A 12,309-nucleotide genomic window follows, 5' to 3' on the forward strand; every position below is an offset into this window, starting at 1 on the left:
TAGTATCAATATTCATGCACTAAATGTGAATAAAAATACATTAGTGTTGAGCGTAAAGGAACCCATGCGGCGACTTTGCTCAGCGACGCGGGATTGATGCCGAGTCTTTCCCTGGCACACATGACGTAAGAAGGTAAACCGCCCCAATGTTGAACACATTAATTGTGGGTGCCAGCGGTTATGCTGGTGCAGAGCTAGTGACCTATGTAAATCGCCATCCTCATATGAACATAACCGCTTTGACGGTTTCTGCGCAAAGTAATGATGCAGGAAAATGTATCTCTGATTTACATCCGCAGTTGAAAGGCATTGTTGATCTCCCGTTACAGCCGATGTCCGATATTGGCGATTTCCTCGAGGGCGTGGATGTTGTCTTCCTCGCCACCGCCCATGAAGTGAGCCACGATCTGGCACCAACCTGCCTGGCGGCGGGATGTGTGGTATTCGATCTCTCTGGCGCGTTCCGCGTTAACGATCCCGCGTTTTATGAAAAATTCTACGGTTTCACTCATCAGCACGCCGATCTGCTGGCACAGGCGGTGTACGGGCTGGCGGAGTGGAACCACGACAAACTGAAAGAAGCGCAATTAATTGCCGTGCCGGGTTGCTACCCGACGGCGGCGCAGTTGTCGTTAAAACCGCTGATCGACGCCGGGCTGCTGGATCTGAACCAGTGGCCGGTCATCAACGCAACCAGCGGCGTAAGCGGCGCGGGGCGCAAAGCGGCGCTTTCTAATAGTTTCTGCGAAGTGAGCCTGCAACCTTACGGCGTTTTCAACCATCGCCACCATCCGGAAATCGCCACTCATCTTGGCGCGAGTGTGATTTTCACCCCGCACCTGGCGAGCTTCCCGCGTGGGATCCTCGAAACCATTACCTGCCGTTTGCAACCGGGCGTGACCCACGCGCAGATAGCGGATGTGTTCAAACAAGCGTATGGCGATAAACCGCTGGTGCGTCTGTATGACAAAGGCGTTCCGGCGTTGAAAAACGTGGTTGGCCTGCCGTTCTGCGATATCGGTTTTGCGGTACAGGATGAGCACCTGATTGTTGTCGCTACGGAAGATAACCTGCTGAAAGGCGCGGCGGCGCAGGCAGTACAGTGCGCGAATATTCGTTTTGGCTATGCTGAAACTCAGTCACTTATTTAATTGAACAGGCGTGATGATGAACCCATTAATTATTAAGCTCGGTGGCGTACTGCTGGATAGCGAGGAAGCGCTGGAGCGTTTGTTTACGGCACTGGTGCACTATCGTGAATCTCATCAGCGCCCGTTAGTGATTGTCCACGGCGGCGGCTGCGTGGTGGATGAGCTGATGAAACAGCTTAATCTGCCGGTGAAGAAGAAAAATGGACTGCGCGTGACTCCGGCGGATCAGATTGACATCATCACCGGTGCGCTGGCCGGTACGGCCAACAAAACCCTGCTGGCGTGGGCGAAGAAACACCATATCGCCTCTGTCGGCCTGTTCCTCGGCGATGGCGACAGCGTGAAAGTGACGCAACTGGATGAAGATCTGGGGCATGTGGGCCTGGCGCAACCGGGTTCGCCGAAGCTAATTAATGCATTGCTTGATGGCAGCTTCTTGCCGGTGATCAGCTCTATTGGCGTCACCGATGAAGGTGAACTGATGAACGTCAACGCCGACCAGGCGGCAACCGCGCTGGCTGCAACGTTGGGTGCTGATCTGATCCTGCTGTCTGATGTAAGCGGTATTCTGGACGGTAAAGGCCAGCGTATTGCCGAGATGACGGCGGCGAAAGCGGAGCAACTGATTGCCCAGGGCATCATTACCGATGGCATGATCGTAAAAGTAAACGCGGCGCTGGACGCGGCGCGCACGCTGGGTCGCCCGGTGGATATCGCCTCCTGGCGTCATGCCGAGCAGCTACCCGCGCTGTTTAACGGTACGCCAATTGGCACCCGTATTCTGGCGTAATGACACAACAATTTATGTAGGCCGGGCAGGCGCAGCGCCGTCCGGCAAAGCGGATAAAGAGAAGGAAGCAAACTATGGCACTTTGGGGCGGGCGTTTTACTCAGGCAGCGGATCAACGGTTCAAACAGTTCAACGACTCTTTGCGCTTTGACTATCGCCTGGCGGAGCAGGATATCGTTGGCTCTGTGGCCTGGTCTAAAGCGCTGGTGACTGTTGGCGTGCTGACAGCGGCTGAGCAGCAGCAACTGGAAGAAGCGTTGAACAATTTGCTGGAAGAGGTACGTGCTAATCCGCAGCAGATCCTGCAAAGCGACGCGGAAGATATTCACAGTTGGGTGGAAGGCAAGTTGATCGACAAAGTGGGCCAACTGGGCAAAAAATTGCACACCGGGCGCAGCCGTAATGACCAGGTCGCGACCGATCTGAAACTGTGGTGTAAAGACACCATCAGTGAATTGCTGCTGGCGAATCGCCAGTTGCAGAGTGCGCTGGTGGTGACGGCGGAAAATAACCAGGACGCAGTCATGCCTGGTTATACGCACCTGCAACGTGCGCAGCCAGTGACGTTCGCGCACTGGTCGCTGGCTTATGTTGAGATGCTGGCGCGTGATGAAAGCCGCTTGCAGGATACGCTAAAACGCCTGGATGTCAGCCCGCTGGGCAGCGGCGCGCTGGCGGGAACGGCTTATGAAATCGACCGTGAGCAGTTAGCCGGCTGGCTGGGTTTTGCCTCGGCAACCCGCAACAGCCTGGACAGTGTGTCCGACCGCGACCACGTGCTGGAACTGCTCTCTGACGCTTCAATCGGCATGGTGCATCTGTCGCGCTTTGCCGAAGACCTGATTTTCTTTAACTCTGGCGAAGCGGCGTTTGTCGAGCTTTCTGACCGCGTAACCTCTGGTTCTTCACTGATGCCGCAAAAGAAAAATCCGGATGCGCTGGAGCTGATCCGTGGTAAGTGCGGCCGTGTACAGGGCGCGCTTACTGGCATGATGATGACGCTTAAAGGTCTGCCGCTGGCGTACAACAAAGATATGCAGGAAGACAAAGAAGGGCTGTTCGACGCGCTCGACACCTGGCTTGACTGTCTGCACATGGCGGCGCTGGTGCTGGACGGCATTCAGGTGAAACGCCCGCGTTGCCAGGAAGCGGCGCAGCAGGGTTACGCCAATGCCACCGAACTGGCGGATTACCTTGTCGCGAAAGGCGTACCGTTTCGCGAAGCACACCACATTGTTGGTGAAGCGGTGGTAGAAGCGATTCGCCAGGGCAAACCGCTGGAAGATCTGCCGCTTGCCGATCTGCAAAAATTCAGCGATGTGATTGGCGACGATGTTTATCCCATTCTGTCATTGCAATCCTGCCTTGATAAACGTGCGGCGAAAGGCGGCGTGTCACCGGTTCAGGTTGCGCAGGCGATTGTGGATGCGAAGGCGCGGTTGGTGTAAGTGGGGCGCGGTTTGCAAACAGGAGCCTGGCGTTACGCCGGGCTTTTTTATGCAAAAAAAAGCGGACTCTCAGGTCCGCAAAACGTTCACGTTGGCTTTAGTTGTTCAGAGAGAAACAGAGGGTAGTTGCCTCATCACGGGTCAAGCTGAGGTGCCGCTTCGTTTCTGGTGCTAATTATTGAACAGAATGCTTGATAGGGATAATCGTTCGTTGCTATGCTATCTATCGCCACGAACTATCGTGGCGACGGAGGATGAATAATGAATATTCGTGATCTTGAGTACCTAGTGGCGTTAGCCGAACACCGCCATTTTCGCCGTGCAGCCGATTCTTGCCACGTCAGCCAGCCCACGCTGAGCGGGCAGATCCGTAAACTGGAAGATGAACTTGGCGTAATGCTGCTGGAGCGTACCAGCCGCAAAGTGCTGTTCACCCAGGCGGGTTTGTTGCTGGTGGATCAGGCGCGCACCGTGCTGCGCGAGGTCAAAGTGCTGAAGGAAATGGCAAGCCAGCAGGGGGAAACGATGTCCGGCCCGCTGCATATTGGCCTGATCCCAACCGTTGGACCTTACCTGTTGCCGCACATCATTCCGCTGTTGCACCAGACTTTCCCGAAACTGGAAATGTATCTGCATGAAGCGCAGACGCATCAGCTTTTAGCGCAGCTGGACAGCGGCAAGCTCGACTGCGCGATCCTCGCGCTGGTGAAAGAGAGCGAAGCCTTTATTGAGGTGCCGCTGTACGATGAGCCGATGATGCTGGCGATTTATGAAGATCATCCGTGGGCGAACCGCGAATGTGTGCCGATGGCTGACCTGGCGGGCGAAAAGCTGCTGATGCTGGAAGACGGGCACTGCTTGCGCGACCAGGCGATGGGCTTCTGCTTCGAAGCGGGTGCGGACGAAGATACGCATTTTCGCGCAACCAGCCTGGAAACGCTGCGCAATATGGTCGCCGCCGGGAGTGGTATCACGTTGCTGCCTGCGCTTTCCGTTCCGCGCGAGCGCAAACGCGATGGTGTGGTGTATTTGCCGTGCATCAAACCAGAACCGAAACGTACGGTTGGGCTGGTTTATCGCCCAGGTTCGCCGCTGCGCAGCCGCTATGAGCAGCTGGCAGAGGCCATCCGTGGTGCGATGGATGGCCATTTCGACACGGCGTTAAAACAGGCGGTTTAAGCCATTTAGCGCCGCTACCCGGTAGGCTTCCGCCATTGTCGGGTAGTTAAAGGTGGTGTTAACGAAGTACTCAATGGTGTTACCGCCACCTTTCTGCTCCATAATCGCCTGGCCGATATGAATAATTTCGGCCGCGCGCTCGCCAAAGCAGTGAATTCCCAAAATCTCTTTCGTTTCGCGGTGGAACAGGATCTTCAGCGTACCGACATTCATGCCGACAATCTGCGCCCGCGCCAGGTGTTTAAACTGCGCGCGACCCACTTCATACGGCACTTTCATGGCCGTGAGCTGCTGCTCGGTTTTGCCCACGGAACTGATCTCCGGAATGGTGTAAATCCCGGTCGGAATATCTTCTATCAGATGCGCGGTGGCTTCGCCTTTGACCATTGCCTGCGCGGCAATGCGACCTTGATCGTAAGCCGCTGATGCCAGGCTTGGGTAACCAATCACATCGCCGACCGCATAGACGTGCGGCAGCGCGGTCTGGTACATGCTGTTAACCTTCAACTGACCGCGTCCGTCCGCTTCAAGGCCAATATTCGCCAGTTGCAGGCTATCGGTGTTGCCGGTACGGCCGTTGGCATAGAGCAGGCAGTCGGCTTTCAGTTTTTTGCCGGATTTCAGGTGCATAATCACCCCGTCATCCAGCGGCTCAATGCGCTCGTACTCTTCGTTATGGCGGATAACGACGCCGCTATTCCAGAAGTGATAAGAGAGTGAGTCCGACATTTCCTGATCAAGGAACGCCAGCAGGCGATCGCGGGTGTTGATCAGATCGACTTTGACGTTCATACCACGGAAGATCGATGCATATTCGCAGCCGATCACCCCCGCGCCGTAGATGATTACATGGCGGGGTTCGTGGTGCATATCAAGAATCGAGTCGCTGTCGTAAACGCGCGGATGGGCGAAATCGACATCGGCCGGACGGTAGGGGCGTGAACCGCAGGCGATAACGAACTTTTCGGCGGTGATGGTTTCGACCGTGCCGTCATGACACTCCAGCGCCAGTGTGTGGTCATCAATAAAGTGGGCGTTGCCTTCTAAAATTTCGCAGCGGTTACGCTCATAAAAGCCCTGACGCATGCGCGTTTGCTGATTAATCACGCTTTCAGCATGGTTCAGGATATCGGCGAAAGAGGAGCGAAGAAGGCGGGTGTGGTCACTGTAGAGCGGGTTTTGGTTGAATTCGATAATACGGCTAACGGCGTGGCGCAACGCTTTTGAGGGGATAGTGCCCCAATGCGTACAGCCGCCGCCGACATTGTGGTAACGCTCAATAACCGCGACCCGTGCTCCTTGTTTAACCAGGCCCATAGCTGCGCCTTCGCCGCCGGGGCCGGAGCCTATTACTATTGCATCATAATCGTAGGAATGTGGCATGGTAAGGCTTACCTGTTCTTATACATAAAAGCAACATAATACTAACATCAAAGCGGCGGTAACCCAATTATCGTTGTGCTCTTTTGCCACGAAAAAGAAGAAACTGCGCGTAAACAATCCGTCACAATCCAGTACAATCGGATCGGATTTATTCTCTGGTATAGTGCCAGCGGGCCCCTGGAAGGATTCAAACATCGTGATGGGTGTAAGAGCGCAACAAAAAGAGAGAACGCGGCGTTCGCTGATCGAAGCCGCATTTAGCCAACTCAGCGCGGAGCGCAGCTTCGCCAGCCTGAGCCTGCGGGAAGTTGCCCGTGAGGCAGGCATTGCGCCAACGTCTTTTTATCGTCATTTCCGGGATGTGGATGAACTCGGTCTGACCATGGTGGACGAAAGTGGGTTAATGCTGCGCCAGTTGATGCGCCAGGCGCGTCAGCGTATTGCGAAAGGCGGTAGCGTGATCCGCACGTCAGTTTCCACATTTATGGAATTTATCGGCAATAATCCCAACGCTTTTCAGCTCCTGTTGCGAGAACGCTCCGGAACGTCCGCAGCCTTTCGTGCGGCGGTAGCGCGTGAGATCCAACATTTTATTGCGGAACTTGCCGACTACCTTGAACTCGAAAACCATATGCCGCGAGCGTTCACTGAAGCGCAAGCCGAAGCGATGGTGACGATTGTCTTCAACGCCGGTGCAGAAGCGCTGGATGTAGGGGCGGAACAACGCAGGCAATTAGAAGAGCGACTGGTACTACAATTGCGCATGATTTCAAAAGGCGCGTACTACTGGTATCGCCGTGAACAGGAAAAACTGGCGCATCAACCGACGAGTGAAGGATGAGTAATGAAACAGTCTGGTCAAGATAAAGGTACGTTGCTGCTGGCGCTCATTGCTGGCTTATCGATTAACGGTACGTTCTCCGCCGTGTTCAGCTCTATTGTACCGTTTTCAATATTCCCGATTATTTCGCTGGTGCTGACGGTGTATTGTCTGCATCAGCGCTACCAAAATCGCACGATGCCGGTGGGTCTGCCAGGCCTTGCCGCCGCCTGTTTTATCCTCGGTGTGCTGATTTACAGTACGGTGGTACGCGCCGAGTATCCGGATATCGGTTCTAACTTCCTGCCCGCCGTTTTATCGGTAATACTGGTTTTCTGGATTGGTTTTCGTCTGCGCGGTCGCAAACACGAAGCCTCTGAATAAGCATTATCCCCTCTCCCTGCGAGAGGGGATTTTCATCCCCAATTAATTAAGCGTCGGAAATTATAAATCCGTTTGTTCTGCGCTTGCGAAATAAAGCCCCGGCAGAATTCATCAATAATTTATTAATTAAAAAAATCTACAATAAAACGCATTTCATCTGATGTACTGATTCGGCATTTTATTCGGTTGCCTGACGATCGTTTGATTCAGGCGGCAGGTTAAAATTAACTCTGGACATCCTGATGAAAAAAATAACACAACTTCTGTTAGCCACGGCCGGTTTAGTTATTTCGGTCGCCGCATCCGCGGATACAACAAAAACGAATGGGAGTGAACACCGTATTCCGGCGGTAAAGCTCATTAATACACAAGATAACCACTCAGCGTTTATTAAAGGTTCTGTTCCCTCGCTGGCGAAGCTCTCTTCGCAAAATCTCTACTTCAGCAATACGTTTGAAGAGTGGCAGAAAGGGGTACATCCGGCACCGAAGAAGCAATACGTGGTGACAATGAAAGGTAAGTTGAAGTTCAGGGTTAGCGATGGCTCAACCTTCATCATTGAACCCGGCACCGTTCTGCTTGCGGCAGACACGGCGGGCGAAGGTCATAGCTGGGATATTGTCGACGGTAAAGAGTGGGTTCGCGTTTATATTCCGGTGGGCGATGATGACCACTTTATTGCCGATAAATAACCAGTAAAATGCATTACTTCTCAGCCCTGTTTCATGCGGGGCTGATCTTTAATATCAGGATTAATATGCCTGACGATATAAATACCGTATCAGAACATTCACAAACTATTATAAAATAATGTTAGCGCGATCACGTTCCGCAATGGTCATTATTCTGATAAATAAATAGTTACGCGCAGCAGTCATTTCCCTCTCACCACTATTATTTGGCTGGCTTGATTCACAGGCCAGCCATCAAAGGAGTTGACGTATTTTATATAGCGTTATTCGCTTTTACGCGTCAGCAGTACGCCGCACTCCATGTGGTGCGTATACGGGAATTGATCGAACAGCGCCAGACGTGAAATATCGTGTGTCTGGCTCAATGTTTCCAGATTTTTACACAGCGTTTCCGGGTTGCAGGAGATATACAGAATTCGCGGATAGGCCTGCACCATTTTCTCGGTTTCCGCATCCAGCCCGCTGCGCGGCGGATCGACGAAAATCGTTTCGCACTGATAGCTCGCAAGATCGATACCCTGCAAACGGTTAAAAGCGCGCACGCCGTTCATCGCCTGCGTAAATTCTTCGGCGGACATGCGGATAATCTGCACGTTATCGATGTGGTTAGCCGCGATATTGTATTGCGCTGCTGCCACGGACGGTTTGGCGATTTCGGTAGCCAGCACGCGATCGAAATTGCGCGCCAGCGCCAGCGAGAAGTTGCCGTTGCCGCAATACAACTCCAGCAGATCGCCTGTTGAATGACGCGTAACATCCAGCGCCCATTCCAGCATCTGAATGTTCATGGCCGCGTTAGGCTGCGTAAAGCTGTTCTCCACCTGGCGGTAGATCATCTCTCTGCCACCGACCGGCAGACGCTCGTCAACAAAGTCCTGATCCAGCTCGATTTTGGTTTTAGTCGCACGACCAATTAACTGCACATTCAGATTCTGCGCGCGCAGCGCGTCACGCAGGTGCGCGGCTTCTGCCTGCCATTCATCATCCAGCTTTTTATGGTAGAGCAGGGTGACAATCGCCTGGTTGCTCATGGTGCTCAGGTAGTCAATCTGGAACAGCTTATGGCGCAGCGTTTTATTCCCGCGTACCGCCTCGATCATTACCGTCATTAATTGGTTAATCAGCTCGCTTGCTGCCGGAAAACTGTCCACCCGGATACGAGACTTGGTCTGCTGATCGAAAATGATGTGGTAGAGATCGTCGCCGTCGTGCCAGATGCGGAATTCGGCGCGCATACGGTAATGGCTGACCGGTGAGCGGAACACCTCCGGAAGCGGCGCGGAAAAAGGCATCATCATTGATTGCAGACGCACCACTTTTTCGGCCAGCTGGGCTTCGTACTGTTCTGTCGGCAGGTGTTCGGGGGTCATCATGCTTCCTGAGTGATTAAGAATAACGCGGGGATTGTAGGCATTGCTCAGACGATGTCCAGCCCCGGATATGAGCTAAATAGTCAGTTAGCAGTCTGGACATCCATATGTTACAGAATGTAGCATCCCTGTTCCGGTCCTGTGAGTTAAAAGGGAATCCAGTGAGAATCTGGGGCTGACGCGCAGCGGTAAGGATCAAGGTGAGAGAGCAGACACTGCCTGTTGGGTGGGAAGTCGCTTTCTTGATGTACCTCCAAGCCCGAAGACCTGCCGGTATACGTCGCATCTGGTTGACATCATCGCGTGCTATTGATGGAGCCTGCGGCATCCTTACTCTTTTGTGGATGCTTTCACAATGATTAAAAAAGCTTCGCTGCTGACGGCGCTCTCCGTCACAGCTTTTTCCGGCTGGGCGCAAGATAGCAGCTCAGACAATTTGGTGGTGACAGCAAATCGTTTTCAACAACCGGCTAAGACGGTGCTTGCACCGACAGAAGTGGTAACGCGTGAGGACATCGATCGCTGGCAGTCGCGCTCACTGGTTGATGTGCTGCGTCGCCTGCCTGGGGTTGATATCGCGCAAAACGGCGGGTTAGGTCAAACCGCCTCGGTTTATGTGCGCGGTACAGAAGCGAAACACCTGCTGCTGCTAATTGATGGCGTACCGGTCGCGCGCTCCGGGATTTCCAACGATCCCGAGCTGAATCAAATCCCACTCTCTTTAGTGCAACGCGTGGAATATATTCGCGGGCCGCGCTCTGCCGTGTATGGCTCCGGAGCGATTGGCGGGGTGGTTAACGTCATTACCATGACGGGCAATGAGAAATCGCAAATCAATGCCGGCGTTGGCTCGAAGGGCTATCAGACGTATGACGGTACGTTGCGTCAGCGCTTCGGTGACACCGTGGCGACGGCGGCGGGTTCTTATACCAGCACGCGCGGTTTTAACGTGCAGCCCGGCTCAACCTGGGATCATGACGAAGATCGTGATGGTTACCGCAATAAAACGTTCTGGGGCAGCCTGCAGCACAAATTCAACGACAACTTCGACGGCTTCTTTCGCGGCTACAACTTTAGCAACAACGTGGATTATGACCTCGGTAGCGCGCCGTTCTCAGCAGACTACAGCGCAGATGAACGCCAGCTGTTTGTGCAGGGTTGGGATACCGGGCTGAATTTCGCCCAGGGGATCTATTCGTCCCAGCTGCTGGCCAGCTACCAAAAAAGCAAAGACTACAACTACAGCAGCATTTATGGCCGCTATAACGATGGCACCACACTGGATGATATGGAGCAACGATACATTCAGTGGGGTAACAACGTTAATGTCGGCAAAGGTTCTGTTGGCGCGGGCATAGACTGGAAACAAGAGCGCCTGGTTTCATCGAATAAAACGACGCGCGATGCTTATGAGCGTGAGAATACAGGCTTATACCTGAACGGGATGCAGCAGTTTGGTGATGTCACGCTGGAAGCATCAGGCCGGGAAGATAAAGATGATGAGTTCGGCTGGCATGGCACCTGGCAGACCGCTGCCGGCTGGGAGTTCGTTGAGAATTACCGTCTGACCGTTTCTTACGGCACCGGCTTCTTGGCACCGTCTTTAGGTCAGCAGTTTGGCGCGAAGCGTTTTGGTATCGCTTCCAACCCGAACCTGAAGCCGGAAGAGTCAAAACAGTGGGAAGCGGGTATTGAAGGCTTAACCGGTCCGCTGGACTGGCGTTTGTCTGCCTATCGCTATGAGATTGAAAATCTGATCACCTACAGCGATACGGCTTACTACAACATTAACTCTGCCACCATTAAAGGCGTTGAGTGGACGGGCAGCGTGGATACCGGCATCTTTTCGCATCGCGTGACGCTGCAATATATTGACCCGCGTGATGATGAAACCAATGAAGTGCTGCCGCGCCGTGCGAAGCGTCAGGCGAAGTACCAGCTTGACTGGTCCGTATTGAATGTCGATATGGGTCTGGCCTGGGAGTACTTCGGTAAGCGTTATGACAACCGCACTTCAACCTATAATCCTGAGCAACGTATTTTGCCAAGTTATAGTACGGTTGATTTTTCTGCCTCATATCCTGTGACCTCTCATTTAACAGTTCGTGGTAAAATCGCCAACCTGTTCGATAAAGAGTACGAGACAGCATATGGCTACCAAACTGCAGGACGGGAATACACCTTGTCTGGCAGCTACACCTTCTGATGCACGTCCCACCGTGCTGGTATTTGACTCCGGCGTCGGTGGGTTATCCGTTTATGATGAGATCCGGCATCTCCTGCCGGATCTGCATTACATCTACGCGTTTGACAATGTCGCTTTCCCCTATGGGGAGAAAAGCGAAGCGTTTATCGTTGAGCGTGTTGTCGAAATCGTTACCGCCGTTCAGGCCCAGTACTCCCTCGCGCTGGCCGTTATTGCCTGCAATACGGCGAGCACCGTCTCTTTGCCCGCACTGCGGGATAAGTTCTCTTTCCCTGTCGTCGGCGTCGTGCCTGCCATCAAACCCGCCGCGCGTCTAACGGCAAACGGTGTGGTAGGGCTGCTGGCAACGCGGGGTACGGTGAAGCGTCCTTATACACACGAACTGATTTCGCGTTTCGCGAATGAGTGCCGGATTGAGATGTTGGGTTCGGCGGAGCTGGTTGTATTGGCGGAAGCGAAACTGCATGGGGAAACGGTCTCGCTGGATGAGCTGCGACATATCCTTCGCCCATGGCTGCGCATGAAAGAGCCGCCGGATACGGTGGTACTGGGATGTACGCACTTTCCTTTACTGCAAGACGAGTTGCTGCAAGTGTTGCCAGAAGGGACGCGTTTGATCGACTCAGGCGCGGCAATTGCGCGACGTACTGCCTGGCTGCTTGAACACGAAGCGCCGGATGCGAAATCTTCCGATGAGAATATTGCCTATTGCATGGCATTAACTCCTGAGACTGCGCAACTATTGCCCGTTTTGCAGCGCTATGGGTTCAAAAAGCTCGAAAAACTGGCGCTTTAGAGCAGTTTTGCGCAAAAAAGAGACGGTTGAAAAGTTTTTTGAAATTAGGGGTTGTCAGCGGGAATTAACTCCCTATAATGCGCCTCCACT

The 12,309-nt window shown here is 53.5% G+C and carries 11 protein-coding genes and 1 riboswitch; of the genes, 9 read left to right on the forward strand and 2 right to left on the reverse strand.

What is annotated here, in order from left to right:
• The first annotated feature begins 146 nt into the window (after positions 1-146).
• The 4 genes from argC (at position 147) to oxyR (ending at position 4,568) form a co-directional block, all read left to right on the forward strand.
• A complete protein-coding gene (argC, locus tag ACFX4U_RS21025) occupies positions 147-1,151 on the forward strand; it encodes an N-acetyl-gamma-glutamyl-phosphate reductase (protein WP_313511231.1) in 1,005 nt (334 codons plus the stop codon).
• Positions 1,152-1,164: 13 nt separating this feature from the next.
• A complete protein-coding gene (gene argB / locus ACFX4U_RS21030) occupies positions 1,165-1,941 on the forward strand; it encodes an acetylglutamate kinase (RefSeq protein ID WP_349350724.1) in 777 nt (258 codons plus the stop codon).
• Positions 1,942-2,015: 74 nt separating this feature from the next.
• Positions 2,016-3,389: an argininosuccinate lyase gene (gene argH, locus ACFX4U_RS21035; protein WP_313511233.1), complete on the forward strand. Its 1,374-nt coding sequence runs from the start codon at positions 2,016-2,018 to the stop codon at positions 3,387-3,389.
• A 261-nt stretch (positions 3,390-3,650) separates the two neighbouring features.
• Positions 3,651-4,568: a DNA-binding transcriptional regulator OxyR gene (oxyR, locus tag ACFX4U_RS21040; protein WP_017459619.1), complete on the forward strand. Its 918-nt coding sequence runs from the start codon at positions 3,651-3,653 to the stop codon at positions 4,566-4,568.
• Here the strand turns inward: oxyR and sthA are convergent.
• Positions 4,551-5,951 carry a Si-specific NAD(P)(+) transhydrogenase gene (gene sthA, locus ACFX4U_RS21045; RefSeq protein ID WP_044489539.1) on the reverse strand — a complete coding sequence of 467 codons (1,401 nt, stop codon included), beginning with the start codon at positions 5,949-5,951 and terminating at the stop codon, positions 4,551-4,553. The genes oxyR and sthA overlap by 18 nt on opposite strands.
• Before the next feature lie 196 nt (positions 5,952-6,147).
• On the opposite strand from sthA, the gene fabR reads away from it, so the two are divergent.
• The 3 genes from fabR (at position 6,148) to ACFX4U_RS21060 (ending at position 7,847) form a co-directional block, all read left to right on the forward strand.
• A complete protein-coding gene (fabR, locus tag ACFX4U_RS21050; protein WP_017459617.1) occupies positions 6,148-6,792 on the forward strand; it encodes an HTH-type transcriptional repressor FabR in 645 nt (214 codons plus the stop codon).
• 3 nt (positions 6,793-6,795) lie between these two features.
• On the forward strand, positions 6,796-7,155 hold the full coding sequence (locus ACFX4U_RS21055) for a YijD family membrane protein (RefSeq protein ID WP_017459616.1): 360 nt from the start codon (positions 6,796-6,798) through the stop codon (positions 7,153-7,155).
• A 242-nt stretch (positions 7,156-7,397) separates the two neighbouring features.
• On the forward strand, positions 7,398-7,847 hold the full coding sequence (locus tag ACFX4U_RS21060; RefSeq protein ID WP_305737471.1) for a hypothetical protein: 450 nt from the start codon (positions 7,398-7,400) through the stop codon (positions 7,845-7,847).
• Positions 7,848-8,110: 263 nt separating this feature from the next.
• Here ACFX4U_RS21060 and trmA read toward each other — a convergent pair whose 3' ends face one another.
• On the reverse strand, positions 8,111-9,217 hold the full coding sequence (gene trmA, locus ACFX4U_RS21065) for a tRNA (uridine(54)-C5)-methyltransferase TrmA (RefSeq protein ID WP_318367057.1): 1,107 nt from the start codon (positions 9,215-9,217) through the stop codon (positions 8,111-8,113).
• A 117-nt stretch (positions 9,218-9,334) separates the two neighbouring features.
• A riboswitch (cobalamin riboswitch) is annotated at positions 9,335-9,507 on the forward strand.
• 65 nt (positions 9,508-9,572) lie between these two features.
• On the opposite strand from trmA, the gene btuB reads away from it, so the two are divergent.
• Together btuB and murI are read left to right on the forward strand one after the other, a co-directional pair.
• Positions 9,573-11,423: a TonB-dependent vitamin B12 receptor BtuB gene (gene btuB, locus ACFX4U_RS21070; RefSeq protein WP_318367056.1), complete on the forward strand. Its 1,851-nt coding sequence runs from the start codon at positions 9,573-9,575 to the stop codon at positions 11,421-11,423.
• Positions 11,368-12,219 (forward strand): glutamate racemase, encoded by an 852-nt coding sequence (gene murI, locus ACFX4U_RS21075; RefSeq protein WP_305737469.1) that lies wholly within the window; start codon positions 11,368-11,370, stop codon positions 12,217-12,219. Before btuB ends, murI begins: the two co-directional genes overlap by 56 nt.
• Positions 12,220-12,309: the final 90 nt, after the last annotated feature.

The sequence above is a fragment of the Kosakonia sp. YIM B13588 genome, assembly GCF_042788165.1.
GTDB classification, from domain to species: domain Bacteria; phylum Pseudomonadota; class Gammaproteobacteria; order Enterobacterales; family Enterobacteriaceae; genus Kosakonia; species Kosakonia sacchari.

What these genes read in the sequence shown, in the direction of transcription:
- oxyR (WP_017459619.1), top strand. Translation starts at nt 3,651, where the DNA reads ATGAATATTCGTGATCTTGAGTACCTAGTGGCGTTAGCCGAACACCGC.
- btuB (WP_318367056.1), top strand. Translation starts at nt 9,573, where the DNA reads ATGATTAAAAAAGCTTCGCTGCTGACGGCGCTCTCCGTCACAGCTTTT.
- argC (WP_313511231.1), top strand. Translation starts at nt 147, where the DNA reads ATGTTGAACACATTAATTGTGGGTGCCAGCGGTTATGCTGGTGCAGAG.
- ACFX4U_RS21055 (WP_017459616.1), top strand. Translation starts at nt 6,796, where the DNA reads ATGAAACAGTCTGGTCAAGATAAAGGTACGTTGCTGCTGGCGCTCATT.
- ACFX4U_RS21060 (WP_305737471.1), top strand. Translation starts at nt 7,398, where the DNA reads ATGAAAAAAATAACACAACTTCTGTTAGCCACGGCCGGTTTAGTTATT.
- sthA (WP_044489539.1), bottom strand. Translation starts at nt 5,951, where the DNA reads ATGCCACATTCCTACGATTATGATGCAATAGTAATAGGCTCCGGCCCC.
- argH (WP_313511233.1), top strand. Translation starts at nt 2,016, where the DNA reads ATGGCACTTTGGGGCGGGCGTTTTACTCAGGCAGCGGATCAACGGTTC.
- argB (WP_349350724.1), top strand. Translation starts at nt 1,165, where the DNA reads ATGATGAACCCATTAATTATTAAGCTCGGTGGCGTACTGCTGGATAGC.
- trmA (WP_318367057.1), bottom strand. Translation starts at nt 9,217, where the DNA reads ATGACCCCCGAACACCTGCCGACAGAACAGTACGAAGCCCAGCTGGCC.
- murI (WP_305737469.1), top strand. Translation starts at nt 11,368, where the DNA reads ATGGCTACCAAACTGCAGGACGGGAATACACCTTGTCTGGCAGCTACA.